The organism is Paenibacillus thermoaerophilus (genome assembly GCF_005938195.1).
GTDB classification, from domain to species: Bacteria; Bacillota; Bacilli; order Paenibacillales; family Reconciliibacillaceae; genus Paenibacillus_W; species Paenibacillus_W thermoaerophilus.
The window spans coordinates 1-26,158 of record NZ_VCQZ01000010.1 but is presented as its reverse complement, the minus strand read 5'-3'; the positions used below and the strand labels follow the sequence as shown (position 1 = coordinate 26,158).

Genomic DNA, 26,158 nt, shown 5'->3' with positions numbered 1-26,158 from the left:
CGATGGCCGCGCTGCATATCGAGAGCTTCCCGCTTGGTCCGCTGGAGACGAACGCCTATTTGCTGACGAAGGAAGGCAGTTCCCGCGCCGTCGTGATCGATCCGGGCATGAAGCCGGGGAAGCTGGTGAGCCGGCTGGACGAAGCGGGCCTGGAGCTTGAGGCGATCGTGCTGACGCACGCGCATTTCGACCATATCGGCGGCGTGGACCTGCTGCGCAAGCGCGGAGCGGGATGTCCGGTATACCTGCACGAGAAGGAGGCGGCCTGGCTGTCGGACGGAAGCCTGAACGGTTCCCTGCGCTGGCCGGAGCTCGGCGGCGAGATCGTCACGGACGCGCCCGACTTCACCTTGCGCGGCGGCGAACGGCTGACCTTGCTCGGCGAGACGTTTCAGGTTTTCCATACGCCGGGACATTCGCCGGGCAGCATCAGTCTCCTGACCGGACATCATCTGTTCGCGGGCGACGTCCTGTTCCGCGGTTCGGTCGGGCGGACCGATCTTCCCGGAGGCAGTTGGAACGAACTGCTGAACTCGATTCACGGCGTTTTGTTCGAATTGAACGACGATATTCGGGTATATCCCGGACACGGGCCCGGCACGACCATCGGTTACGAGAAAGAGCATAATCCTTACGTGTGAATCGCGCCTAATTCTCGGAGATATGGGTGTTTACCGTGTTCCTGTTTGCCCCCCTCCCATAGACTACATTGTAATCTCTAAGGGAGGTGCTTAACCTGATGGAAAACCTGGCAAACATGGTTTCACCGTATGGCGGCAAAAGCTATAACGAACCGATGTACGTGAGTGGATACGAAAAAGGTTGCGACAAAGGTTCGGTCGCTCCTTACGGCCCCAACCAGCCTTTTCCGGTCGGACCTTGCGTAAAGCCTTGGTATACTTGCCCGGGACCGATTCTCGTACTTTTCATCCTGCTGATCATCGTGCTCAGGGGCAGATTCCACTAAGTCCTGTCTGAGCCGCCCGCCCCTTGAACCCCAAGGGGCGGGCAGGGCCGCCCGTTGCTGCGCATGGGGACAACGGCCCTCGGGAGCGGTACATATACCGGGACGGGGCAGTAGACAATAGCTCTTTCCTCTGCTAATATATACCTATAACGCCAAAAATGATCGTTTGCGAAGGACGCAAACTTGCGGAGTCATATCCGCCGGTTTGCGTCTTTTTTGTTTCGCTGACGGAGAGGGGGAACGGATGAACCGCAGAAGGAATCTGCTCCTGGGACTCGTATCGGGGGCGCTGGCGGGGCTGCTCGTGTACGGAATCTATCTGCTGCAGCTCCGGCAAGTGAGATGGACGGAGACGGTCATGGTGGTGGTGCCCAATGATTTTGTCGACGCGGGCGTCAGGCTGGAGCCCGATATGCTGCGGCTCAGGCCGATGCTCCGGGGCGAGCTGCAGCCGGATATGGCGACCTCGATCGGGCAGGTCGCCGGACAGGAAACCGTCGTTCCGCTTGGACAAGGCGAGGCCGTCCGCTTGTGGAAGGTGGATCGCTTCGGACTGCTGCCGCGCGAAGGCGAATTGACCTTTCAACTGCCCAAGGAATACGTGCTCAGCATATCCAACGGCATTCGGGCCGGCGACCGGGTCCGGTTGTACGCCTCCGGCGCGAATGCTCCGGACGGCCCCGTGTTGAGCCGGGACGTCGTCGTCGCTTCGGTCAAGTCCGCCGGCAATGTCGAGGTGGACAATCCGAAGCAGCCGAGCCTCTATTCCCGGCTTCAGGACGACCGTGAGAAGCTGTACGCGTCCCGGCGGGAGGCGAACGGACCGATTCAGGAGATCAATCTGAATCTCACGCCGGAGGAATGGCTGGAGATCGACCGGATCTGCGGCGGGAGCAAGACGAAGCTGGTTGTCGCCTACGCGGGGTTGCCGGAGATTCAGGAGGAGGGGATGAAACGGTGACAGGAAGTCGCAAGGACGGTCATGCCGCGCTCGCGGCCATCTGCGGAACGACGCCCAATATCGGGGTGACGCTGATCTCGTTCGCCGCGGCTTTCCGGGCGGCGCAAGCGGCCGGGGAATCGGTGGGATACGTCTGTCTGAACATGCGCAGCTCCAAGCTGCATCGTTATCTCGGCATCGACCATCCGCCCATGACGCTGGACGGTTGGCGGGCCGAGCTCCGGTCGGGCGCGCTTGATCCGGAGCGCCTCCGGGCGCTGTCCTGGCGGACGGATGGCAGCGGGTGGCCCCCCGCGCTGCATGTGCTGTTCGGCAATCAATTGCGCGAGCAGGGGGATTACTTCACCGCGGACGAAATCCGCAGGTTGCTGGGACTTGTCCGGCAGGCGTTCCGCTTCAGCATCGTGGAGGTGAACGCGTACTGGGACAACGCCGCGACGCTGGTCGCGATGGAGGAGGCGGACAGCCGGCTGCTTGTGACGACGCCGGAACTGGGGCATTTCCAGGAGGACGGAAGCCGATGGATGGGCGCCATCGCTCCGCTCCTGCCGCTGCCTCGCGGCTTGTTCCGGCTGGTCGTGAACCGGCCGCACTCGCCCGACGACGGCGGTTTGTCCGCGGCGGACGCGGCGGCCGAGCTCGGGATGGAGCTGGCCGGCGAGTTCCCGTATACGGCCGACGCGGGGCGTCTGCTGAACGCGGGACGGCTGCTGGATCTCGTCGCGCGCAAGAGCTGGCGGGAGCCGGCGGGCGCCGTCGCGGAGGCGATCGGCGGACAAGCATCGGCAAGCCCGCGCCGAAGCCGGCTGCTTTCGGGCTTGCGTTGGGGAAGGAGGATACGCAATGGCGCAGACGGAAGCTAACGGTTTTTCCGTCCTGTCTTATATGGGGAGCCGCAAGCGGGCGGAACTGCCCGTTCCGGCCGGCGCGCAGGAGCGGGACGGCGCGGAGGCCGGTTTTCTCCAGCTCGTCGAAGAGATTCGGACTTTCCTCGTGAACGAACGGGGAAAAAGCGATGCCGAACGGGAGGCTTACGGCGAAGCGCTGAATCGGGCGGTGCTCGGGTACGAGGAGGAGAGAAGCCGGTTCCTGACGGCGATCCGGGACCAACTGGCCAAACGGCGCATCCCCGATACGCCGTCCGCGGCGGCGGGCGGATATGCGACGCTGGCGGAAGCGATTTTCGCCGAGGTGATCGGCCTGAACGTGCTGGAATCGGTGCTCGGCCGCAAGGAAGGGCTGGAGGAGATTCAGGTGGTCGGCAAGCGCGTCTACGAGGTGCGAGGCGGCATCCCGGTGCTGTCCGCCGTCCGGTTCCGCAGCCTGCGCGATGTCGAGCGGATTCAGCAGAACCTCGTGCTGTTCAACCGAGACAAAATCAACCTGCGCAAGCGCTGGGCCGAAGTGATGCTGCAGGACGGAGCCCGCGTGACGATGACGGGCTTCGGCTTTACGTCGGAGCCGACGCTGACGATCCGCTTTTATACGGGCGTTAGGCTGGGGCTTGAAGAGCTCGCTTCGGACGCCTTCGGGACGCTTGCCCCCGCGCACGTCGGCCTGCTCCGTTCGCTGCTCCGCGCGCGCGTCAACCTGGTGATCACCGGCGCGACCAACTCGGGCAAGACGAGCCTCATGAAGGCGTTGATCGGCGAGCTGCCGGACACGGAGCGGCTGATCACGATCGAGGCGCGCCGGGAGATGAACCTGAAGCGGGATTGGCCGAACAAAAACATCATCGAATACGAGACCGACGAAAGCGACGAGCTGCACAACGGGAAGCAGGCGTTCAAGCTGGCGCTCCGGCAGTCTCCGGACCGGATCTGCCACGCCGAAATTCGCGACGACGACGCCAATCTCTATGTGCGGGCTTGCACCCGGGGCCACGAAGGCAGCATGACGACCGTACACGTGAGCTGTCTGGAGGACGTTCCGGAGGCGGTCGCGGAGATGTGCATGCAGGACGGCAGGCCGATGAACGCCGTCCGGCTGGCGCAGCGCATCGCCCGGTACGTCACGCAGGTCGGGCTGGAGATGGGCGTGGCGGACGGGAAACGGAGGCTGGTCCGCATGGGCCAGTACGATGTCGACGAATCCGGCCGGTTGTCCTTTCACGAGTGGATCGTCTGGGACCGGAGAGAAAGCTGCTGGCGCATCACCGGCAAAGTCCGGGGATGGGCCGCCAGACGCATCGAGAGCCGCGATCCGGAAGGCTTCGCCGCGCTTGCGGCGCTGGGGGTGGCGGAGGCGTGACCACCCTTGCGTCGCTGGCTGTCTGGGCGCTGATGCTGGTGCTGTTTATGCTGCTCTACGCGATGATCCGGATGCTGCTCGGCTGGGCTGCGACACGGGCGGCCGCGAGGCAGCGGTTGGAATATCCCCGCCGCCGCAGCCGGATCGCCCGGTTTGAGGAGCGGGCGCTGAGCCTTCCTTCGGTGCGTTATCTTCGGGATACGCTGGAGGCGGCGCGTATGCCTCTGGGCGTCCGGGGGTTTGCGGGGACAGCCGTCGGCCTCGCGCTGCTCGGCTTTGCCGCGGGCGCGCTCGTTTTCCGCACTCCCAAAGCGACGGCGTTCCTGCCGGTTGTCGGGCTGCTGCTGCCTTATCTGGCGCTGAGGCTGAGGCTCACCGGGAAGCAGTTGCAGGCGCGGCTCGACTTTCTTCCCGCCGTGGAGTGGATCTACCAGACGTGTATGCTCGCCATACAGCCGAATCTTCGCAGCGCGCTTTCCGAGGCGGTCTCCTCCGGACGCCTTCCGGAAAAGCTCCAGCCGGTATTCGAGCAGCTTGTCCTCAATATGACGGCCGGACGTACGGTCGAGGACAGCCTGCGAATTTTCGAGCTTGCGGTCGGGCATCAATGGGGAACACATTTCGCGGGAATTTTGCGGGTCGGCTTCGAAGAGGGCATTTCCGTATCGGATGCATTGCGCGATCTCATCGCGGATATGCGCCGCGCGCAAAAAGCCGATCAGGCCGAACGCAACCGGCTGCTGGAGATCCGGATCGCGAACTATACGCCCGGCTTGTTTCTGGCTTTGTTCGTCGGCCTGAACTTCAAGCTGAACCCGGAAGCGTCCTACCGGTTCTACGTGGCCGATCCGGAAGGCCGCGATCTGATCTTGAACAGCGTCCTGCTTGTCTTCGCTTCGTTCGGAATGGGCGTGGCGCTGTCCCGGCGCCGGATGTGAGGAGGGGAGCGAATTGACTGTCCCATGGACCGTAACCGCGCTGCTGGCCGCGTCGAATCTGATTTTGTTCGGACTGCTCGCCGTTGCCGCCTACGGGCTGCTGAGCACCCTGCCCGCCCGGCCGAACCGGTGGACGCGCTGGAGCCGCAGGCCGGCCGGCTTTTGGCCGGAGCCGGTCCTCCGTTTGGCGGGATTACGGGCGGATTCGCCGTCGCTGGCGTCCAAAGCCCGGCTTCTGGCCGGCAGCGGCTTCAATGTGGAGGCGCGGCAATACGAGGCTTGGCGCCGGTTATTCCTGCTGATATCCGCTCTGGCCGTCTCAGCGGCGTTCGGGGGCTGGTTACCGCTCTCGGGAGCCGGTGCCGCTATGCTCGCGGCGTCTGGCCTGGCCGCTGCCGTGCTGCTGTCGGCGGACAACTTGTGGCTGGGAGCGCTGCGCGACTACCGCACACACCGCATCGTCCGCGACATCTACGCACTGACGCGCCAGTTGCTTTATTACGAAGGCTCCGGCATGAATCTGTACGTCAAGCTGTCCAGATGCCTGCCGTTCGCGGGCAAGCTTCGCGATCCTTTGCAGCGGCTTCTCGCCGACTGGTACGCCGATCCCGAAGCCGCGCTCGACCGGTTCCGCGACCGCCTCGGCACGGAGGAAGGGCACAGCTTCGCCGAGACGCTGCAGGCGATGCGGCTGAACGACGATCCGGCCTACTACGGGCTGTTGAGGCTCCGGCTTCAGGATTACAAGGAGAAGATCGAGCTGCATCGGGAGAGCCGCAAGGAGTCGGTGTCCTACATCTTGTTTGTCATTGCCGGGCTTCCGATCTTTTACACGTTCCGCGTCTTTTTGCATCCGTGGATCCGCGAAGGCCAGCTTTTGTTTGAATCGCTACAATAAACCAAAATTGCAGGGAGGCTTGGCGCATATGCGCAATATATTGGTGACGGTTATGCTGCTGATTGTTGTTGCTCTGATGTTCATGAACATTATCGCGGACTCGGACGGAACCCGCTCGCAGATCGAGGCGAAAGGAAACTCCGCCAATACCCAGATCCGCGATCTGACGCCGTAAGGGAGGAGCAGAACGATGCGTTCGATCCTGATGACGGTCATGCTGCTTTTGACGGTCGTCCTGATCTATATGGCGACGGTCGGCGGCGAAGGCGGTATGAAGCAGTCGATCCGGCTGAACGCGGAGCGCTCCCGGGGCTCGATCGAGTCGATCAACCCATGAAGCAGGTGCTGGCGTTTGTGTTGCTCGCGGGCGTGCTGTGCTGGCTGATGTTCGCGCCCGTGTATCGCCACGTCCTGATTATGCGCCAGGCGCTGCTGCAGAAGGAGGTTGACTATCTGCTGGAGACGGGAGCGAGCGGAGCCAGAGGATATATCGACGAGCAGATGATCGCCGAGTCCCGCGCCCGGCTGGAGGACAGAGGTTTGGCTGCCGAGGCGCTCTCGTACGACGTGTCGGCCGAGGACGGCCGTCCGGCGACGAACCCGGAGGAGCCCGTGCCGAGAGGCGTCGGCATCCGGCTGACGATCCGCTTCGAGTCCGACAACCTGCTGGTTCTCGACCGCCTGGTGGGCGCCGCCCAAGGCTCAACGATCCGGATCGGCGCGTCGGGCATGAAAATGAGCGAATACGTGCCGTAGAGGAGCGGGACTGATGCCGAAGCTGTTGGCGTACATGCTGATCGCCGGATTCGTGATGCTGCTGCAGGCTCTTCAGACCGATCAAGAGCTGGCGATACACGCGCTGTTCGAGGCGAAACACGCGGTGAACCGGTCGGCCCATGCAGCGGCGCAGCAGATTGACGATCGAAAGCTGGCGAGAGGGATTTTGGCGATCGATCCGGCGGCCGCCTTCGATACGGCGCTGGGCTACCTGAGGGCGAACATGCGGCTGGACGAGTCCTTGACGCCTCTCGGGGGAACCTTTTGGCGTTCAAGCCCGGAGATCGTCAGATGGATCGTCGTTCCCGAGACGGCGGCATTCCCGTATCATTATGAAGATCCCGATTACGATTACGAGGTGACGCTGCGGCGGCCCGGCGTCATCCTCATCATCCGGCTGCAATACCCCGCCGTTTATCCGCTGCTTTCGCCGATCGTCTGGACGGTCGGAAGCGCGCATGAGCTGACGCCGGCTTATTGAACCGGCCCGGGGACTGTATTCCCGAAGCCGCATGCGGTATAGTGGATATCGGATAAAACGAGTGAGCCGATCGTGCGGCGGAGGGGCGGTGCTTGATGAATCCGTACAAAAACCGGCAGGCCCGTTTCCGGCAGGCGATGCGGGATGCGGGAATCGACGGGTATATCGTGACGCAAAACGTGGATTTGTATTATTTGACGGGGACGATGCAGACGGGACTGGGCGTATTTCCCGCGGAAGGGGAGCCGGTTCTGTACGTACGCCGAAGCCTCGCCCGCGCATGCGCCGAATCCGAGGTACGCGTGGAGCCGATGCCTTCTTACCGTGAACTCGGCGGAGCGCTGGCGTCGGCTTTCCCCGGATGGTTCGAGGGCGGACGGAAGGTCCGCTTGGCGACGGAGTTCGATGTGCTGCCCGTTCAACAATTCCGCCGGCTGGAAGCGGCTCTTCCCGGCGCGGAATGGCTGGACGGCAGCCGCCTGATGAGAGAGCTGCGCATGATCAAGTCGGCGGAGGAGCTCGCCCCCATGCGGGAAGCGGCGCGTATCGTCGACGTTACTCTGGAGAAGGCGATTGCCCGGCTCCAAGAGGGCATGACGGAACTGGAGCTGATGGCGTATATCGAGCATTCGATCCGTCTGCATGGCCATATGGGACTGATGCGGATGCGGGCGTACAACCAGGAGATCGTGACGGGCATGGTCGGAGCCGGAGAAGCGGCGGCCCGTCCCACGTACTTCGACGGTCCCGCGGGCGGGCAAGGCCTCGGGCCGGCTTGTCCGCAGAGCGCTTCGCGGCGCCCCATCGGCCGCGGGGAACCGATTCTGCTCGACCTCGGCTGCTGCATAGACGGTTATGTGATCGACCAGACCCGGACGGCGGTCATCGGCGACCTTCCGGACGATCTCCGGTATGCCTACGACGTGTCCGAACGCATCCTCCGGGAAGTCGAGGAGCGGCTCGTGCCAGGTACGGTCTGCGAGGATCTGTACAAGCTGTCCCTGCAGTTGGCCAAGGGTGCCGGCCTGCGCGAGCATTTTATGGGATACGGCCCGGACCAGGTGAAATTCCTCGGCCACGGGATCGGCCTGGAAATCGACGAATGGCCCGTGCTGGCGATGGGCTTCGACATCCCGCTGCAGGCGGGCATGGTGATCGCGGTCGAACCGAAGTTTACGTTCCCCGGCCGCGGGGTTGTGGGCGTGGAGGATACTTATCTGATCACGCCGGACGGATTTGAGCGGCTGACCGTATCGCGCAGAGAACTGATCCGGATCGGAGATTGAGGGACTTGTTCCCAATTCGGATTTTTGTTGGTTCCAAAATGGCAATCCTATTGGACACCTCGCCCGGTTTTTAGTAACATAAGAATAATGAGAAGCTTCTGCCCGGTACGCTCGGAGCAAGGCTGCGTACGGAGGCAAGCTGTTAGCCGGTCGCAAAGCCCAATCTCGGACGACTCTACGAGGATTGGCTTTTCGGTCGGAATAATAAGCTCCCCACAGGGTTGCATGGGCGAGGGGTGACGGGATGTTCAAGTTGGGACAACGGGTCGTGATCGTGGCGGATACGTTCGAGCAGAACTTGCCTATTGGAGAATATGGATATATCATCGCTTACGACCGCAATGCGGACAACGCATTCGATTATGTTGTGCGACTGCCGAAGTCGAACAAAAACGTGTACGTGCCGGCCGCCGACATCGAACTGGAGGAGACGCTGTTGGCGCGAGAGGCCGAACGTATCGAACGGGAAGCGTTGATCGATTTTGCTCTAGCCACCCGCAACGAGGCGCTGTTCCGCCGAATCGTAAGCGGCCCGAAGACTGAAGCCGAAGACAACGGAAGCAAAGAAGTGCAGAGTACGGAAGACTTCATCAAGCAGATTAATCTGCGTGCCTGGATCTGACAGGCGGAAAGGGCAACGTTTCCGAGAGGAGGCGTTGCTTTTTTTGTAAATTTGAAAACGTTTTCTTGGTAAAAAGTCACCGCTGTCTAAAGGTTGGCTTATCCCCCTTATCAAATAGGATGTTGTTGTATTGATCTGAATAAAGGGGCGATTTGATGAAATTAAATTTTCCAGATGCTCCGCCGTCATCGGCTAAAAATGCTATTAACGATTGTTATTGCCATTCTCCTCGTTTTCGGTTTTTCGCAATATAACACCAAAGAAATGTATGAAGCATACATTTCCAACAAACCCAATCATAAGAAAATCGGATTCCTCTTGGCTGGAGTTGTTGGAAAATATAGAAAAAAGCGAAGCTGCAAATTTTGGACAGACGGATCCATTATAAAAAAAGGATATAATTTACGATGATCCGAACGCTGATATGTTACATTGGGCACGGGAGGGATCATGGATGAAGGGCAGCCTGCTTCTGGTCGAAGACGATCCGGAAATCGCCCGCGTTGTTCGCGATACGTTAAGGAGGGAAAGTTATCATGTGACTTGGTCGACGAGCGGCCTGGAAGGGTGGGAGGATTTTCTAAAGCAATCTTACGATCTTGTCCTTGTCGATCTGATGCTGCCGGAGATGGACGGCTTTGACCTCTGCCAAAATATTCGCTGGAAAAGCGACGTCCCGATTCTCATCATCAGCGCACGCAAAGAAGACGAAGTCAAGGTGAAGGGCCTTCATCTCGGCGCAGACGACTATTTGACGAAACCGTTCAGCCTGGCGGAACTGAAAGCCCGCGTGGAGTCGCTGCTTCGCCGGTGGCGGCGGTACAAAGGGAAACCGGCGCCGGAGAACAAAACCGAATACGTGGGCGGACTGGTCATGTATTGGGACCGGCAGAAGGTGGAACTGGACGGCTCCGAAGTTGCTTTAACGGCCAAGGAATTCGATTTGCTGAGTGTGCTGGCAAAGCATCCCGAAACGGTCTTTTCCAAAAGCGAATTGTACCGGCACGTTTGGCAGCAGACGGACGCGGAAGGATTGCATACCGTCACGGTCCACATTAAATCGCTTAGGGAAAAGCTTGCCGATCCGGTGAAACATCCGAGGTTTATCCAGACCGTGTGGGGAAAAGGATACCGGTTTATCGGTGAACCGACATGAAAATCAAAACGTGGCTTTTGCTGTCCTATTTTATCGTCATGATTCTTCCGTTGACCGCCGCGTTTGTCCTGTTCGCCTGGATTCAGGCCTATCATCAAGATTTGAATGTGGAAGAATACGTGCAAAAACGGGCTCAATTGCAATCCTTGGTCTCCGTTTTGGACGATCCGAAATGGTATGAAATAAACGCGGAACGTGCGCAAGTTGAAAAGCTGATCCAACCGCAGGTTTCGATCGTTCTCTATAATCGCGACGGTGTTGTTCTCTACACTTCGGATCCTTTGCGCGTTTCGCCGCAGTTTTCACTTGGCAGGAAATCCTTGTACGAGAATCTGTATGCCCTGCAACAAGGCTACCGCGCTTACAGCTACAAGCAGCCGGTTTTTTCGGGCCGCGAACTGGTCGGATTTTTCGACATCCAATTGAGCCGCGACGAATGGGTTTCGGGCGTATCGCAGCGCGTTTGGCTCGTGGCCGGCCTGTTTATAGGCTTGTTTGCGCTGATCTACTTGGCCGTCGCGATCGGGGTCCATCGCAAGCTAAACAGCAGGTTGAATCATTTGATGCGGCAAATGACCGCTTTCGCCCAAGGGGACACCGTCCGGGAACTGCCCGAGGGGAAAGATGAGATCGGCCATTTAACCGGACACTTTCACCAGATGCGAAGGCAAATCGAGGCTGCAAGACAAAAGCTCGCGCAGGAGCAGCGGGAAAAAGAATTCATGATTGCGGCCATTTCCCATGACTTGAAAACGCCGCTGATGTCGATATGCGCTTATGCCGAGTCGCTGGCTTCGGAGCAGGCGTTGTCCGCTCGTGAGCGGGAAGAGTATCGCGGCATTATCTTCGAGAAAGCCCATTACATGAAACAGATGCTGGATGATTTATTGATGTATACCTTGCTGCAGTCGCCAACCTATGAGATCGAACGGGTGGAAGTGGACGGCGGCGAATTTTTCGACATGCTGGTTTCCGATTATGAGCCGTTGTGCAAAGAAAAACATATAGAGCTCCTCGTTCGCAGCGAGGTGAGGGGAAATGTCCGGGTGAATCCGAATCAAATGATTCGCGTCGCGGACAATCTGATGAGCAATGCGCTGCGGCATACGAAACCGGGAATGCGGATCTGGCTTGCGGCCGCTTCGTCCGATCGCGTCCCTATGGAGTGGTTGTTCGATTTCGTGAAAGAAGAGGCCCGGTTGGACAGGCCGGACAGCGTATTTCTTATCGTTCAGAACGAAGGAGAGGGCATTGCGCCAGACAAGCTTCCGCACGTTTTCGATCCGCTTTACCAGGCAGATCCGGCTCGACGGAAACAAGAGGCCCGCGGGGCCGGCCTTGGACTTAGCATTACGAGACGAATTTTAGAGAAACATGGCGGCGACGTTGCGATTTATTCCAAGGAGAAGATCGGAAGCTGCGTAATCTGCCGCCTGCCCTTCATGAACGAAGAAGGTGAACCGAAATGACAAAGATCATGAAAAAAGGATATTGGGGCATCATCGGGCTGATGACGATCGGGCTATTCGGTTGTTCGTCCAACCCGGAATTTTTACCGGAACAAGTGCTTCAACAGGCGCTGGATGAATCGCAGGAACCCGGCGCGTATTATGCCGAAGTTGAAATGAAGACGACTTATGGGGAAGGAAAAGATCCGGAGCTGATCCTCATGAAAGAATGGGCGAGCAAGGACGGCAAAAAGCGGACCGAGGCGGAGGCTCGGGACGGAAGCGGGAAGACGGTAACCGTCCATGACGGCGCCCGGCTGATCATCTATCAGCCTGAGCTCAAGCAGGCGATGGTCAGCGATGACCCGGAACTGCTCCAAATCGGACAAGCGTCGCCGAAAAAACAAGCCGAGCAGCTGCTGCAAATGGTTCAGCAAACCCATGAAATTTCCGCCGGCGGGGAAGACGAAATTGCCGGCCGATCAACGTACCGGCTCATGGCCAAGGCGAAAGATAACACCGCATTGTTAGGGGATCAGGAGCTGTGGATCGACAAGGAAAATTGGATGGTCTTAAAATCGGTTTCGACTTCCGGCAACATCCGAACGGAAATGACATACACCAAAGTGGAGCTGAATCCGGATATTCCGGCCGATACGTTTATGCTTGAACTTCCCGGGGACGTTGACATTCAAGCTTTGGACGAAATGAATCCCAGCCGCGAAATCACGATGGAGGAAGCGGTTAAAAGCATCGGAAAAACGTTTCTTCATGTTCCCGAAAAGGACGGACTCGCCATTTCCCGCATCGAATTGACGGAATTGCAAGGCGAGCTGAAGCGAAATGAGGTGAATCTGGATTACCGGAAGGACGGGATTCCTTATTTCTCGATGTCCATCTTTTCGTCTCCGGAAAATCCCGAAGGGGAAGAGCAATCCGCGGCCGTTCCCGGCGAGAAACCCGTCATGATCCGAGGCCAAGCAGGGGTATGGATGGAAATGAATGATTTCCGTTCGCTGGTCTGGCAGGAACAGGGGCTGAATTACTCGGTCATGTTCATCGATCCTGGCTTATCGCTGGATGAGTTCCAAGCGCTGGCGGACACGATGATTCCGGTTCAAAAGGGGTGAAGGGATGAACATTTTGCCCAATGCTCCGGCCATGCTGTCGGTTGTCGCGCTTGCCGTCATCATGAACGCCGTTTCGGCCCGGCTGCCGAAAAAAGCCGCAACCGCTGCGAACATGCTGTTGGCAGCGGCAACGATGATCGGGTTGTTTGTCCGTTATCCGGTTGGACAGGCGATACTGCTGACGGCCATCGGCGCCCATGCCTATGCCTCTTTTTCGGAGTTGGTCGATCGAAACAAACGGGAGATGCGAATGGCGCTCCGGCAAAAACTGCAGGAAGTCCGGGCGGTCGAAATCGTTCAGCGCAGAGACGCGAGGCGATTGGCGGCGGATGTCGTGTTGACCGGCTCGGTCAGTCTGGGGGCGGTGCTGTTTTTTGGACTGGCGCCTGAAACCTATGCGGCATTGAAGGTGTTTATCGTCTTTATGATGATTTCCGTATCGATACAGACGATAGAACGGGCGGCTAATTTTTATTCCGCCCGCCTGTTTTGGCTTCCGGAGGAGGAACATCTTGTCGTGCTGTCCCGGTTTCAGCCGAGGGATTTTCCGCTCCGGGAATTGAAAGAGGCAAGCGTCTGGTCGTCTCCCGACCTGCTCAGGCTGCATCCGCTTTTTACGTTCATGTCTTCGCATCAGGATTATACCCGTTCGTTCGGACAAGTGCTGAAGCTTTCGTTTCCCGGGGAAACGATTTACTTGTCGCCGGATCACGCCATTCATTGGCACGGGCTCCTTGCTTCTTTCGCTTCCGCTTCGCACGAGACCGGCGGGAAAGAGAAAAAGGTGCTGCCTCTATGGCACCCTGCCGTGCTGAGACGGTTGTTTTGGAAAGGTTATTATGCCTCAACCGTTAAAGGCGTTTCCGCCTATACCGGACTTTTGGCGATATTGCTTTGGCTTAAAGCGCCGGCATGGGCTGTCGGCCTGTTCGTCTTGTTATGGTGGGGGTTGAATTTTTACGTTTCGGATCGGGTGTTAATCGCCGCGACGGATGCCGAACCGATCACGGAAGGGGAAATTTTTGAGCGGGCGCAAACGATTTTCAGAAAAGCCGGCATTCCCCATACCCGCCTGTTTTCCGTCGATTCGCCGGATTATAACGGCTTTGCCGTCGGGATGAATATCGGACGCGGCGCGATTATGCTGACGACAGCTACATTGCAATTGCCGTCCCCGTCCGTCGAAGCGATATTGGCCCACGAAGCGGCCCATATCCGCAAGCGCGATGTGTTGACGAATCAGCTGGCGCGGTTTCTTTTTATCGGCTTGCTGGCCGGCATGGCGTATCTGTTTTTCGATCAACTGAAGTGGCTCACGGAAAATTTCAAGATCGCGGTGTTTCTGCTGGTTTACGTTTTCGCGTTCATTTTCCCCATGTATCTTTCCTTTATCGCTCAGTGGACGGAAGTGAGAGCGGATTTTACCGGCGCAACCTGGCTTTCCGGGGGAACTGCGCAGATGGGGCAAGGATTGACGGATTTGGCGGCCGCCCTGGACCGCGATCTCGAGAAATCCATGGCGCACCGCATGGCCGACGGCCGTTCGTCGACGGGCCGCGCTTCGAGTCTGGAACGGGATTCGTGGCTCTGGAGATTTCTCGAATTTCAATTCATGGCCCACCCGCCGTTGTATTGGCGGATCAACAGTCTCGCTCGCAGCGGAAATTGGCGCGAAGCGAGAAGGCGCTGGCTGAAGGACCGATTCAAGGAATCGCTGCCCGGCTAACCGCTCGGCGATTCCCCGCCGGCACAACGGATTAGGAAGGATGGCTGGGGTCGGCAACCTATTACCCGAGTACATGCAACCGATTGAGAATCGGAGCCCGATTCGGCTATAATGGAAGCTATGACTATTGGGCTTAGGAAAACGGAGGGAATCGACGCGTGAGTATATCGGTGCAAGACGTCGAACACGTGGCCAAGCTGGCGCGGCTGAAGTTGAGCGACCAGGAGAAAGAGCAATTCACCGTGCAGTTGAACGCCATTCTGAAGTACGCGGAAAAGCTGAACGAGCTGGATACGGAAGGCGTGCCGCCGACCAGCCACGTCATCCCGATCGCGAACGTCATGCGGGAGGACGTGGTGCGCGAGTCGCTGCCGCTGGACAAAGTGATGCGCAACGCGCCGGAAGAGGAAGACGGCCAGTTCAAGGTTCCGGCCGTATTGGAATAAAGCGGTTAAGCGAGCAAGCAAACAAGGAAGGGGGCCCGCGCATCGTGGGACTGTTTGATTCGAAATTATCGGAAATCCATAACCGGCTGCATGCCCGGGACATCAGCGTAACGGATTTGGTCGACGCTTCGTTCGCGCGTATCGCCGAAGTCGAAGAGCGGGTGAAAGCGTTTCTGACGCTCGATGAGGAGGGTGCGCGCCGTACGGCCGCCGAGCTGGACAAGCAGTTGGCTGCCGGCGGCGAGCGGGGCTTGCTGTTCGGGCTGCCGGCCGGCCTCAAGGACAACATCGTGACCGAAGGGCTGCGCACGACCTGCGCCAGCCGTTTTCTCGGCAACTATGACCCGATCTACGACGCGACGGTCGTGCGCAAGCTGAAGGACGCGCAATCCGTCACGATCGGCAAGCTGAACATGGACGAGTTCGCCATGGGCGGCTCCAACGAAAATTCCGCGTTCCACGCGACGCGCAATCCGTGGAACGCCGACTATGTGCCGGGCGGCTCCAGCGGCGGTTCCGCAGCGGCCGTCGCGGCCGGCGAAGTCTACTTCGCGCTCGGGTCGGATACGGGCGGCTCGATCCGCCAGCCCGCCGCTTACTGCGGCGTCGTCGGCTTGAAGCCGACGTACGGCCTCGTCTCGCGGTTCGGCCTCGTCGCCTTTGCTTCGTCGCTCGACCAGATCGGGCCGCTGACCAAAAACGTCGAGGACGCCGCCTACGTGCTGCAGGCGATCGCCGGACACGACGAACGGGACTCCACGTCCGCCCAGGTGCGGATTCCGGATTACATCTCCGCTTTGACCGGCGATGTCAAAGGCTTGCGGATCGCCGTGCCGAAGGAGTATTTCGGCGAAGGCGTATCGTCCGAGGTAAAGTCGGCCGTTCAGGCGTCGCTGAAGGTGTTCGAATCGCTCGGCGCGACCTGGGAAGAAGTGTCCTTGCCGCATACGGAATATGCGGTGGCGACGTATTATCTGCTCGCTTCCTCGGAAGCCTCGTCGAACCTCGCCCGTTACGACGGCGTCCGCTACGGCGTGCGGTCGTCCGACGCCGACAATCTGCTGGACGTCTACCTGAATTCCCGCAGCGAAGGCTTCGGACCGGAAGTGAAGCGCCGGATCATGCTGGGCACGTATGCGCTCAGCTCGGGTTATTACGATGCGTACTACCTGAAGGCGCAGAAAGTGCGCACCTTGATCAAACGCGATTTCGATCAAGTGTTCGAAAACTACGATCTGATCCTCTCGCCGACCGCGCCGACGACGGCGTTTAAGCTCGGCGAACAGGTGGACGATCCGCTGACGATGTATTTGAACGACATCTTGACCATTCCGGTCAATCTGGCCGGCATTCCGGCGATCAGCATCCCTTGCGGCTTGGCTTCGAACGGCCTTCCGATCGGGCTCCAGCTTATGGGCCGGGCGTTTGACGAATCGACCGTGCTGCGGGCCGCGCACGCGTTCGAGCAGCATACGGATCATCACAAGCTGCGGCCGCAGCTCTGAGGAAGGAGGAAGCAGAACATGACAGCCCATCCGAGAAACAAACGCTACGAAACCGTCATCGGTCTGGAGGTGCACGTCGAGCTGCACACGAAAAGCAAAATTTTCTGCGGCTGCTCGACGGAATTCGGCGCCCCGCCGAATACGCATACGTGTCCCGTATGCCTCGGCCATCCGGGCGTGCTGCCCGTGCTTAACCGCCAGGCGCTCGAATTTGCGATGAAAGCGGCGATGGCGCTGAATTGCGAGATCGCGTCGGAGACCAAGTTCGACCGCAAAAACTATTTTTACCCGGATTCGCCCAAGGCGTACCAGATCTCGCAATACGACCAGCCGATCGGCCGGAACGGCTGGATCGACATCGAAGTGAACGGGGAAACGAAGCGCATCGGCATCACCCGTCTGCATCTGGAGGAGGACGCCGGCAAGCTGACGCACGTCGACGGGGGCTACGCCTCGCTGGTCGATTTCAACCGCGTCGGCACTCCGCTCGTGGAGATCGTGTCCGAGCCGGACATCCGCTCGCCGGAGGAAGCGCGCGCTTATCTGGAGAAGCTGCGGGCGATTATGCAATATTGCGAAGTGTCCGACGTAAAAATGGAAGAGGGGTCCATGCGCTGCGACGCCAACATTTCCATCCGTCCTTGGGGGCAGAAGGAATTCGGCACGCGCGCGGAGCTCAAAAACATGAATTCGTTCCGGGGCGTGCTGCGCGCTCTGGAATATGAGGAAGAACGCCAGGCGGACCTGCTTGACGCGGGCGAAGAAGTGGTGCAGGAGACGCGCCGCTGGGACGAGGGGCAGGGCAAGACATTCTCGATGCGCTCCAAGGAAGAAGCGCACGATTACCGTTATTTCCCCGATCCGGACCTGGTCCACGTGTTCATCGACGAAGAATGGAAAGAACGCGTCCGCGCGACCATTCCCGAGCTGCCGGACGCCCGCCGCGCGCGCTACCAGAGCGAGTACGGCCTGCCGGCGTACGACGCGGGCGTCATCACGTCGTCCAAGAAGCTGGCCGACCTGTTCGAGCAGAGCCTGAACCACACGAAGGACGCCAAGGCGGTCTCCAACTGGATTATGGGCGATCTGCTCGGATATTTGAACCAAAACGGCCTGGAATTCGACCAGGTGAAAATTACCGGCCAGGGGCTCGGCGAGATGATCGGCCTGATCGAGAACGGCACGATCAGCACGAAGATCGCGAAGACGGTATTCAAAAACATGCTCGAAACCGGCAAGCTGCCCAAGCAAATCGTCGAGGAGCAAGGTCTGGTGCAGATCAGCGACGAAGGGGCCATCCTGGCGATCGTCGACAAGGTGATCGAGGGAAATCCGCAGTCCGTCGCCGACTACAAGGCCGGCAAAGAGAAGGCGATCGGCTTCCTCGTCGGCCAGGTGATGAAGGAATCCCGCGGCAAAGCGAATCCGGGACTTGTCAATAAGCTGATCGTCGAGCGGTTGAAGGGTTGATCCGGTTGCAAAAACACCTCTGTTTCACGGCAGGGGTGTTTTTTTCAAACGCGGCAACAGGTATCCGCAGCTTGATGCAGGGCGAATCACGCCATGGATAGGAAAGGCGGGGATGGTATGAATCCGTGGGTCATCAGTCCGTTTGATGTCACGATCCGGTTGGTGGTCGCCATCGCGCTTGGAGGGTTGGTCGGCTGGGAACGGGAACATAACAATCACGCCGCGGGTTTTCGCACGCATATCCTCGTATGCCTCGGCTCCACGCTTATTATGCTGCTCTCCATTTACGGCTTCTCCGATTTCGTCAATGAGCCGAGCGTTCAGACGGACCCGGCGCGCCTGGCGGCGAACGTCATTACGGGCATCGGCTTTCTCGGGGCGGGCACGATTCTGTACAACGGCATGTCGATTACCGGTCTGACGACGGCCGCGTCCTTATGGGTCGTGGCGGCGATCGGTCTTGCCGTGGGCGCCGGATTTTATTATCCCGCGGCCGTGACGACCGTGTCCGTGCTTGTCTGCCTGTGGTTCCTCAACAAGGTGGAGCACCGCTGGATGAAGGCCAAGCGAATTCACCGGCTTCGCCTCGTCGCGACGGATTCTCCGGGGTTGCTGACGGCATTGTCCGAGGCCATGAGCCGTTCCGGCGTCGAGCTGCGCCAGCTTACGGCGGCGGAACTGGAGGAGCGCAGCGCAGCCGAAGGGCGAAGCCTCGTGAAAATTACACTGACGGTCAAGCTGCTCAAGCCGAAGCAGTTGTACCGGCTGTTGGACGAACTTCGGGAACGGTCCGACGTGATCGAGGTGGAGTCGGATTGACCCGGCAATCCGCGAAGGCGGGGGCGGCCAGAGTCTCATCTCGGTCTGCAGTCCAATACCGCTGACCGTCGGCCGACCGTGTACGGGGTCTGCGATCTTCGCTACAATGGAATCATGACAGGACCCGGAGGAGATCATAAGTGAAAATCGGCAGACTGACAGCGGCGCTCCTGCTGTTGTCGACCGGCATTTTATTGCTGTTGCAGCAGTTGACAGGGGATTCGTGGATTTCATATTTGGGACATTGGTGGCCGGCGGCCGTTATCGCGCTCGGAGTGGAATGGCTCGTGCTGGCGGCATTGCCGCCCAAATCGGGGGCTCCCAGCCGCCGCATCGATATTGGCGGTCTGGCGGTCGCGGTTATATTGGCGATGGGAATTTACGGGTATTCGCAGTCCAAGGACGGCTTCTCCATGCCCGATTGGATTCCGGTATTCAGTTCGGTCGCCCAGGAGACGGGTTCGCCCGCGCGGACGTGGAACGAGACGATCGGGCTGCCCGCCGGGATCAAGTCCGTATGGGTTGCGAATGAAACCGGCAATGTGACGATTCGCAAGGGAGACGTCCAGGACCTCGTCATTGACGCGGCGGTATACGTCGATCAACTGGAAGAGTCGAAAATAGGCGAGGTGGCCGAGTCGGCCAAAGTTACCGGCCGCGCGGAGGGCGACCGGCTGCGGATTGCGGTGGAAGCGCCGAAGTATCATTCCAGCTTTTTTGGCTTTAGTCGCAAGGCTCGCGTCAACCTGGTGCTGACCGTGCCGGATGACCGCGAACTGGATTGGGATCTGGAGCTTGTCAACGGGAAAATCGCCGCAAGCGAGCTGCCGGTGGCCGAGCGGTTCAACGCCCGCACGACCAACGGCTCGATTCAACTGTCCGGCCTGGACGGTCAAGTGTCGGCGAACACGACGAACGGAGACATCGCGCTGCTTGGGGTTCGCGGAGAAGCGAGCGCGGAGACGACCAACGGCGAAGTGAAAGCGGAGGCCGTCGACGGCAATCTCGAGCTCAAGTCAACCAACGGCCGGATTCAGGCTGCGGACGTCCGGGGCGACGCCGAGCTTCGCACGACCAACGGGGAGATCAAGCTGAACGGGGTGACGGGAAAGCTGAACGCCCGAACCGTAAACGGCGATCTGCACGTCGACTCCCCTGAAGTGGGCGGAGATTGGCAACTCAAGACGAACAACGGCACCATCGAGCTGCTGCTGCCCCGCGACGGCAGCTACCGGGTCAAGGGCGAGTCCCGTTGGGCCGAGACGGATCTGAATCTGCTGGAGGACAGAGGCGACATCAGCGGCGAAGTCGGCGGCGGCCGTTACTTGATCGAGGCGGAGACAAACATCCGATTGTACGTAAAAGGACGGAATTGATTTCGGATGCTCGTCCTCCGGTTGACATTTTCCGCTGCCCGCACGTAGAATAAAAAACGTATTCTGGCGACGAAGGCGGTGGCCCTATGACGAAATCCGAACAAGCTCTCGAAAAATTGAAGCACGTCGGGGTCCGGATGACTCCGCAGCGCCACGCGATTTTGAATTACATGCTTAGCACGATGACCCACCCGACGGCCGACGAGATTTATCGCGCGCTGGAGCACCGGTTTCCGAACATGAGCGTGGCGACCGTTTACAATAATTTGAAGGTGTTTATCGAAGCGGGACTCGTTCGCGAGTTGACGTATGGGGACGATTCCAGCCGGTTCGAAGCGGATATGTCCGATCATTATCATGCTATTTGCGAGAACTGCGGCAAAATCGTCGATTTCGATCATCCGCCCGTCACGGAGATTGAGCGCAGCGCGGCGGCAAGCACCGGCTTTTTGGTCAGGGGACACCGTCTTGAGGTGTACGGCTTGTGCCCGGATTGCGCCCGGCAGGAAGGCGAAGGGATGACGCATTAATTTCTTCAACGCGAAGCGCGGATTTCAAGCTATAATGAAGACATATTCCGGGAGGAATGTGTCTTTTTTTTTGTACTCGGACGTCTAATCAAGCGGGATAAGCAAAAACCGGTCGAGGAGGAATTATGCCACATCACAAACGATTCGCGGGCCGTGCCGACGACCAATCGAAGCCCCGCGGAGGACGGAAGCGCAGAAGCGGCTGCCTGTCGATGTCGCTAGGTTTCCTGACGCTTTGTCTCGCGGCGGCGGCCGGGATCTGGCATTGGGTTTCGTCGCAGCCCGAACAATATGTCAATCCGGATTGGGTCGGGCAGGAGAAGCCGGTTTTTTATCGGGGAGACCGTCTGGATCATTCCGCTTTGGATTCCGGGGAAGCGCTTAAACTGGCGTTGACGGATTTGCAGAAGCTGATCGATCCCGGACTCGTCTACGAGGAAGCGAGCAAGTCGGTAATATTGACGACGAAGGACAAAGTCATCCGCATGCAGACCGACCAGTTGACGGCGACGGTGAACGACAAGCCGTTTGAGCTTCAATATCCGGCTGTCGTGCAGGACGAGGACGTCTACGTGCCTCTCGCCCCGATTGCGGAATGGTACGGCCTCAGTTGGAAGGAGCATAACCGGACGGGAGCCGTGCGTCTGTTCAAGGCTGGGGATGTCCTTCAGAAAGGTCAGGTTCGAACGGATGAGAATAAGCCGGAGCGCGTCTTCCGGTTAAGGGAGGCTCCGGGGAAGCGCGAGGCGATTCTCGCCGACGTTCCGCAGGGAACGGAGCTGCATATCTGGGGCGAGGAAAACGGCTGGTACCGCGTGCAGATGGACAACGGCTATATCGGCTACATGAATAAATCGGACGTCGTTTTATCCGGCACGGAAACCGTGCCCCCGGTCAAGACCGAGGCGCCGAAAACGCCCTGGAAGCCGACGGGGGGCAAAATCGTAATGGCGTGGGAGCATGTGGTCAACAAAAACCCCGACACGAAGTCGATCCCCGCCATGGCCGGCGTGAATGTGGTCAGCCCGACGTGGTTCCATCTGAAGGACGGTCAAGGCAACCTGACGAACAAGGCCGATCCCGCTTATGTGCAGTGGGCGCGCGGCCGGGGCCTGCAGGTGTGGGCGCTGTTCTCGAACAGCTTCGATCCTGCGATAACCTCGGAAGCCTTGGCCACTTACGACAAGCGAATGAAAATGATCCGTCAACTGGTGGCCTTTGCGCAGACGTATAAGCTGCAAGGCATCAACATCGATTTTGAAAACGTCAACTTGTCCGACAAAGACCGGCTCACCCAGTTCGTCCGCGAAATGGCGCCGTTGCTTCGCGAGCAAGGGCTTGTCGTCAGCATCGACGTGACGGTCAAGGACGGTTCGGACAACTGGTCCAGATTTCTCGATCGTCCGGCTCTGGCCGAGGCCGTCGACTATATGATGGTGATGGCTTACGACGAGCACTGGGCGTCCAGCCCCAAGTCCGGTTCGGTGTCTTCCCTGGGATGGACGGAGTCCAAGGGTATCGTGCAGCTTCTGGAGGAGGACGGCATCCCCCCGTCGAAGCTGGTTTTGGGCGTGCCGTTCTATACACGGATCTGGACGGAGAAGCCCGACGCCGGCGGCAAGGTCAAAGTCAGCTCCAAAGCGGTAGGCATGGAGACGGTCCGCAAGCTGTTGGCGGACAAAGGATTGAAGCCCGTCTTCCTGCCGGACATCGGGCAAAACTATGTGGAGTACGAGGAGAACGGCGCGCTGAACCGGATCTGGATCGAGGACGAAGTTTCGATGACCGCAAGGGCGGAGCTGGTGCGCAAATACGATTTGGCGGGAATCGCGGCTTGGCGCCGGGGATTCGAGATTCCCGACATATGGGGCGTCATCGAGGAAACGTTGAAGGAAAAGCCATAATGCGTTCGCTTATAAACCGAAGAGCCGTCCGGACAGGTCGCACTGTTCGGGCGGCTCTTGCTTGCTTGTCCCGCCGCATCTATGATTTCGACGGCGGCGCCGCTTCGGCGGCATCGGTGCCGGACGGAGCGGCATCCTCGGGAGCGTAACGCGGATCGTAGCTGAGGATGGTGTTGCAGAACATGCATCGGTCGGTCATGCCGATCATTTTGGTCGGCTTCGAGCACTCGGGGCATTCGATCACCGTGGCGCTGGTGGACATCATGCCCGCCCAGAAATAAACGGCCACGCTGCCGAGCAGGACGATCATCCCGATCACAAGAAAGATGCCCGCGATGAATTTGCCGATTGCGCCTCCCAAAAAAACGACGCCGGCGGTGCCGAGCACCATCGTGCCCATGCCGGCCATCGTAAGGAGCAGGCCCCATGTGCGGAATTCGTTGATTTTGCTGGATCTGTTGAACACGAGGCATTCATTCCTTTGTCCCTAGAAGATTTTGTAATGTCCGGATTGAAGGAAAAATAGGGTTCCATGTAGAACATTCCATGGGTAATGCTTGGTCATCGGATATAAGTTCGACTGATCGATGGGAGGAATCCGCCTTGCGGGCGATCATGGAGGAATACAGGCAACAACTGCGGAACAGACCGGATGTGGTTGGTCTGCTTGCGGTAACGAATCAAGAATCGTACAGTCCTGTAATCGACGGGTTTGATCTGCTTTTGTTTGTCGTTTCGGACAGCGACGGACAGATCCCATCCATCCTTCATTATAGTAAAGACGGATATCGCATACAAGAACGCTGGTCGACGTTGGCGGAAATACGCTCTTGGCTGGAGGGCGCTCCTCATCGCGATATCGTCCAATGGCTGCTGCAAGGAGAAATTTTGGAGGACCGCGACGGCTGCCTGCGGCAGCTCCGGGAACGGCTCGGAAATTTCGGCGACGAGATGCGGGAACGCCGGCTTTTTTACGAATTCGCCTCGTTCCTCAAAAGTTATCTGCAAGCCAAACAATACATCCAGCAAGGGCACTACCTGGATGCTTACAGCAATGTGCTGGACGCGCTTCATCACTGGGCGCGGATCGCGATCGTCGAGATGGGCAGCCATCCCGAGCTGACCGTATGGCGGCAGCTTCGCCAGATCAATCCCGGCGTATACAAGCTGTACGAGGAGCTGACGCACAGCTCCGAATCGTTGGAGCAGCGGCTCCGGCTGGTGCTGCTCGCCTGCGAATTTTCCGTCATGTCCAAGATGGAGCGCTGCTGCGCGTTGCTGCTGCGCCTGTTGAAAAGCAGGGAGACCCCGTGGCGGGCGGACGAGCTGCGGCGGCATCCCGAATTAGCGGGTGTGGACATCGACCTGAACCTCGTGCTGGGCAAGCTTGAGCGCAAGGGGCTGATCCGCGAGGTGGCCGTGGCGAGGGACGAGTGGCTGACCGCTTTGGAAATCCAGTATGCTTGCCGCTGATGCATATGTTATAATGACAGTGACCATATTTTCATGCGAACCACTGGGGGAGCCAGGCAACGCCCGGCTGAGAGGAGAAAGCAGTTTCTCTGACCCTTGGAACCTGCGGACGTAAGCGTCCGGACTGGGTAATGCCAGCGTAGGGAAGTGGGCGGAATCGGTTGAACTCTTGGAGTGTGTCGATCGAATCGCGCCGGCCCCTGCGGGGCCGGCTTTTTTACGTCGGCTTTCCGCCGCGGTTGCGGAAGATGAGGAGGTGAAGCCTCGTGCGGCTCAAGGTGAACGGAGAATGGCGCGAAGTTGGCGAAGTCCGCAACGTCGAGCAATTGCTCGCAAGTTTCGGTCTTCAGAATAAAATACTGGTCGTCGAGCTCAATCGTACGATCGTCGAACGGGGAACTTACGCCGACACGGCGCTGGCCGAAGGCGACCAAGTGGAGATCGTGCATTTCGTGGGAGGCGGTTGAGACGGCATGCCCGCTTGACGACTTCTCATCCCTATCTAGGAGGAACCTGACATGAGCGACACGCTTAAAATCGGACCGTACGAATTCAAATCGCGCCTGCTTCTGGGAACAGGCAAATTCGAAGACATGCAGGTGCAGGCGCGCGCCGTAGAGCTCTCCGAGGCGGAGATCTTGACCTTTGCCATTCGGCGGCTGCCCGTCGACAACCCGGATGCGCCGAACTTTCTGGAGAGCCTCGATCTGAAATCTTTCAAGCTGCTGCCGAATACGGCCGGAGCCTATACCGTCGAAGAATGCGTGCGCATCGCCCGGCTCGCCCGCGCGTCGGGCCTGTGCGACATGATCAAGGTGGAAGTGATCGGCGACCCGCGCACGCTGCTGCCCGATCCGATCGGCACACTGGAAGCGACCAAAATTCTTGTGGACGAAGGCTTTATCGTTCTGCCTTATACGAATGACGATCCGATTCTTGCCCGCAAGCTGCAGGAAGCGGGAGCGGCCGCGGTTATGCCGGGCGCGTCCCCGATCGGTTCCGGTCAAGGCATTATCAATCCGAACAATCTGCGCTTTATCATTGAAGAAGCCAAAGTGCCGGTTATCGTCGACGCCGGCATCGGAGCGCCTTCGGACGCCGCATTGGCGATGGAGCTTGGCGCGGACGGCGTGCTGCTGAACACCGCTGTATCCGGAGCCAAAGATCCGGCGCTGATGGCGCAGGCGTTCAAGCTGGCCGTGCAGGCGGGAAGGCAAGGCTACCTCGCGGGCCGCATCCCCAAGAAACGGTACGCGACGGCAAGCAGCCCGGCCGAAGGCATCATTGAATAATTCAAAATTCGAGGCTGGCCGAAGGGGCGTGAGGGCTCCCGGCCGGCTTTTTTCTTTTCAAGCCCAAATGGCCGAACAAAGGCCGTGCCTCCGGACTAAAAAAAGTTTTAAAAACAGGCTTGACTTCGTCCTTCCGTTCATGATATATTACTCCTCGCCGCTTCGAACGGCATGACAAGCTGCAGCAAGCCGGAACGGCTGCTACGGCCTCATGGACGGGAGAAAAGGCGCGTGCAAGCACGCCGGCGATGCCGGTTCCGGAAGCCCGATCGGGCGGACGGAAAAATTAAAAAAAAGTGCTTGCATCGAAGCAGGTAAGTGTGGTATATTAAAGAGGTCGCCGCAAAACACGGTGACGATAAGCGAACGAAAGTTCGCGAAGGTTCGATCTTTGAAAACTGAACAAGTGCGAAGCGTCGAAATGGTCTCGCGAGAGATTAATGACTGAAAAGTCAGCAATGAGCTATGGAGCTCATCCAGATAAGCAACACCTTTTTGGAGAGTTTGATCCTGGCTCAGGACGAACGCTGGCGGCGTGCCTAATACATGCAAGTCGAGCGGACTGTGCCTTCGGGTACAGTTAGCGGCGGACGGGTGAGTAACACGTAGGCAACCTGCCCGCAAGACCGGGATAACTAACGGAAACGTTAGCTAATACCGGATAGGCGGCCTTCTCGCATGAGGGGGCCGGGAAAGACGGAGC

At 58.9% G+C, this 26,158-nt stretch carries 28 protein-coding genes and 1 rRNA gene; 28 read left to right on the top strand and 1 reads right to left on the bottom strand.

Annotated elements, in window-relative coordinates; all coding sequences use genetic code 11:
• Positions 1-2: 2 nt before the first annotated feature.
• The 24 genes from FE781_RS08610 (at position 3) to FE781_RS08505 (ending at position 22,690) form a co-directional block, all read left to right on the top strand.
• A complete protein-coding gene (locus tag FE781_RS08610) occupies positions 3-641 on the top strand; it encodes an MBL fold metallo-hydrolase (RefSeq protein WP_138789214.1) in 639 nt (212 codons plus the stop codon).
• A 98-nt stretch (positions 642-739) separates the two neighbouring features.
• A complete protein-coding gene (locus FE781_RS08605; protein ID WP_138789213.1) occupies positions 740-967 on the top strand; it encodes a hypothetical protein in 228 nt (75 codons plus the stop codon).
• Between the two features lie 244 nt (positions 968-1,211).
• The gene (locus FE781_RS08600; protein ID WP_138789212.1) at positions 1,212-1,928 is read left to right on the top strand and encodes a CpaB family protein; all 717 of its coding nucleotides are present in this window, start codon (positions 1,212-1,214) and stop codon (positions 1,926-1,928) included.
• The gene (locus tag FE781_RS08595) at positions 1,925-2,791 is read left to right on the top strand and encodes a CpaE/TadZ family protein (RefSeq protein ID WP_138789211.1); all 867 of its coding nucleotides are present in this window, start codon (positions 1,925-1,927) and stop codon (positions 2,789-2,791) included. The genes FE781_RS08600 and FE781_RS08595 overlap by 4 nt, the downstream gene beginning before the upstream one ends.
• Complete coding sequence (locus FE781_RS08590; protein ID WP_138789210.1) at positions 2,772-4,178, top strand: ATPase, T2SS/T4P/T4SS family; 1,407 nt, start codon at positions 2,772-2,774, stop codon at positions 4,176-4,178. The genes FE781_RS08595 and FE781_RS08590 overlap by 20 nt, the downstream gene beginning before the upstream one ends.
• Positions 4,175-5,116 carry a type II secretion system F family protein gene (locus tag FE781_RS08585; RefSeq protein ID WP_170209474.1) on the top strand — a complete coding sequence of 314 codons (942 nt, stop codon included), beginning with the start codon at positions 4,175-4,177 and terminating at the stop codon, positions 5,114-5,116. Before FE781_RS08590 ends, FE781_RS08585 begins: the two co-directional genes overlap by 4 nt.
• Positions 5,117-5,129: 13 nt before the next feature.
• Positions 5,130-6,014, top strand: coding sequence for a hypothetical protein (locus FE781_RS08580; protein ID WP_138789208.1), 885 nt, complete (start codon positions 5,130-5,132; stop codon positions 6,012-6,014).
• Positions 6,015-6,042: 28 nt separating this feature from the next.
• Positions 6,043-6,189 carry a hypothetical protein gene (locus FE781_RS17440; protein WP_170209473.1) on the top strand — a complete coding sequence of 49 codons (147 nt, stop codon included), beginning with the start codon at positions 6,043-6,045 and terminating at the stop codon, positions 6,187-6,189.
• A gap of 15 nt (positions 6,190-6,204) precedes the next feature.
• The gene (locus tag FE781_RS17435; protein ID WP_170209472.1) at positions 6,205-6,351 is read left to right on the top strand and encodes a hypothetical protein; all 147 of its coding nucleotides are present in this window, start codon (positions 6,205-6,207) and stop codon (positions 6,349-6,351) included.
• Positions 6,348-6,770, top strand: coding sequence for a hypothetical protein (locus FE781_RS08575; RefSeq protein ID WP_138789207.1), 423 nt, complete (start codon positions 6,348-6,350; stop codon positions 6,768-6,770). Before FE781_RS17435 ends, FE781_RS08575 begins: the two co-directional genes overlap by 4 nt.
• Before the next feature lie 13 nt (positions 6,771-6,783).
• Positions 6,784-7,272: a hypothetical protein gene (locus tag FE781_RS08570; RefSeq protein ID WP_138789206.1), complete on the top strand. Its 489-nt coding sequence runs from the start codon at positions 6,784-6,786 to the stop codon at positions 7,270-7,272.
• A gap of 95 nt (positions 7,273-7,367) precedes the next feature.
• Positions 7,368-8,558, top strand: a complete 1,191-nt coding sequence (locus FE781_RS08565) for a M24 family metallopeptidase (RefSeq protein ID WP_138789205.1) — start codon at positions 7,368-7,370, stop codon at positions 8,556-8,558.
• Positions 8,559-8,802: 244 nt separating this feature from the next.
• The gene (locus tag FE781_RS08560; protein WP_138789204.1) at positions 8,803-9,180 is read left to right on the top strand and encodes an ATPase; all 378 of its coding nucleotides are present in this window, start codon (positions 8,803-8,805) and stop codon (positions 9,178-9,180) included.
• Positions 9,181-9,634: 454 nt separating this feature from the next.
• Complete coding sequence (locus FE781_RS08555) at positions 9,635-10,336, top strand: response regulator transcription factor (protein WP_138789304.1); 702 nt, start codon at positions 9,635-9,637, stop codon at positions 10,334-10,336.
• The gene (locus tag FE781_RS08550) at positions 10,333-11,805 is read left to right on the top strand and encodes a sensor histidine kinase (RefSeq protein WP_138789203.1); all 1,473 of its coding nucleotides are present in this window, start codon (positions 10,333-10,335) and stop codon (positions 11,803-11,805) included. Before FE781_RS08555 ends, FE781_RS08550 begins: the two co-directional genes overlap by 4 nt.
• Positions 11,802-12,914 (top strand): LolA family protein, encoded by a 1,113-nt coding sequence (locus tag FE781_RS08545; RefSeq protein ID WP_138789202.1) that lies wholly within the window; start codon positions 11,802-11,804, stop codon positions 12,912-12,914. The genes FE781_RS08550 and FE781_RS08545 overlap by 4 nt, the downstream gene beginning before the upstream one ends.
• A 4-nt stretch (positions 12,915-12,918) precedes the next feature.
• The gene (locus tag FE781_RS08540; RefSeq protein WP_138789201.1) at positions 12,919-14,640 is read left to right on the top strand and encodes a M56 family metallopeptidase; all 1,722 of its coding nucleotides are present in this window, start codon (positions 12,919-12,921) and stop codon (positions 14,638-14,640) included.
• A gap of 158 nt (positions 14,641-14,798) precedes the next feature.
• Positions 14,799-15,086 (top strand): Asp-tRNA(Asn)/Glu-tRNA(Gln) amidotransferase subunit GatC, encoded by a 288-nt coding sequence (gatC, locus tag FE781_RS08535; protein WP_138789200.1) that lies wholly within the window; start codon positions 14,799-14,801, stop codon positions 15,084-15,086.
• Between the two features lie 44 nt (positions 15,087-15,130).
• Positions 15,131-16,591, top strand: a complete 1,461-nt coding sequence (gatA, locus tag FE781_RS08530; protein ID WP_138789199.1) for an Asp-tRNA(Asn)/Glu-tRNA(Gln) amidotransferase subunit GatA — start codon at positions 15,131-15,133, stop codon at positions 16,589-16,591.
• 18 nt (positions 16,592-16,609) lie between these two features.
• Positions 16,610-18,061, top strand: coding sequence for an Asp-tRNA(Asn)/Glu-tRNA(Gln) amidotransferase subunit GatB (gene gatB / locus FE781_RS08525; protein WP_138789198.1), 1,452 nt, complete (start codon positions 16,610-16,612; stop codon positions 18,059-18,061).
• 117 nt (positions 18,062-18,178) lie between these two features.
• Positions 18,179-18,880, top strand: coding sequence for an MgtC/SapB family protein (locus tag FE781_RS08520; protein ID WP_138789197.1), 702 nt, complete (start codon positions 18,179-18,181; stop codon positions 18,878-18,880).
• Between the two features lie 140 nt (positions 18,881-19,020).
• On the top strand, positions 19,021-20,256 hold the full coding sequence (locus FE781_RS08515) for a DUF4097 family beta strand repeat-containing protein (protein ID WP_138789196.1): 1,236 nt from the start codon (positions 19,021-19,023) through the stop codon (positions 20,254-20,256).
• Positions 20,257-20,342: 86 nt separating this feature from the next.
• Entirely contained in the window at positions 20,343-20,786 is a 444-nt protein-coding gene (gene perR / locus FE781_RS08510; RefSeq protein ID WP_138789195.1) for a peroxide-responsive transcriptional repressor PerR, read from the top strand.
• 125 nt (positions 20,787-20,911) lie between these two features.
• On the top strand, positions 20,912-22,690 hold the full coding sequence (locus FE781_RS08505) for a glycosyl hydrolase family 18 protein (protein ID WP_246068110.1): 1,779 nt from the start codon (positions 20,912-20,914) through the stop codon (positions 22,688-22,690).
• Between the two features lie 79 nt (positions 22,691-22,769).
• Here the strand turns inward: FE781_RS08505 and FE781_RS08500 are convergent, their stop codons facing one another.
• Positions 22,770-23,156 carry a DUF2614 family zinc ribbon-containing protein gene (locus tag FE781_RS08500; RefSeq protein WP_138789194.1) on the bottom strand — a complete coding sequence of 129 codons (387 nt, stop codon included), beginning with the start codon at positions 23,154-23,156 and terminating at the stop codon, positions 22,770-22,772.
• A gap of 137 nt (positions 23,157-23,293) precedes the next feature.
• Here FE781_RS08500 and FE781_RS08495 point away from each other — a divergent pair, with 137 nt between their 5' ends.
• From FE781_RS08495 to FE781_RS08485, 4 genes are all read left to right on the top strand, one after another.
• Positions 23,294-24,163 carry a nucleotidyltransferase-like protein gene (locus FE781_RS08495; protein WP_138789193.1) on the top strand — a complete coding sequence of 290 codons (870 nt, stop codon included), beginning with the start codon at positions 23,294-23,296 and terminating at the stop codon, positions 24,161-24,163.
• Between the two features lie 266 nt (positions 24,164-24,429).
• The gene (gene thiS, locus FE781_RS17430; protein ID WP_170209471.1) at positions 24,430-24,630 is read left to right on the top strand and encodes a sulfur carrier protein ThiS; all 201 of its coding nucleotides are present in this window, start codon (positions 24,430-24,432) and stop codon (positions 24,628-24,630) included.
• 51 nt (positions 24,631-24,681) lie between these two features.
• Positions 24,682-25,455: a thiazole synthase gene (locus tag FE781_RS08490; protein ID WP_170209470.1), complete on the top strand. Its 774-nt coding sequence runs from the start codon at positions 24,682-24,684 to the stop codon at positions 25,453-25,455.
• A 492-nt stretch (positions 25,456-25,947) separates the two neighbouring features.
• Positions 25,948-26,158, top strand: a 16S ribosomal RNA gene (locus tag FE781_RS08485); the annotation flags it as partial.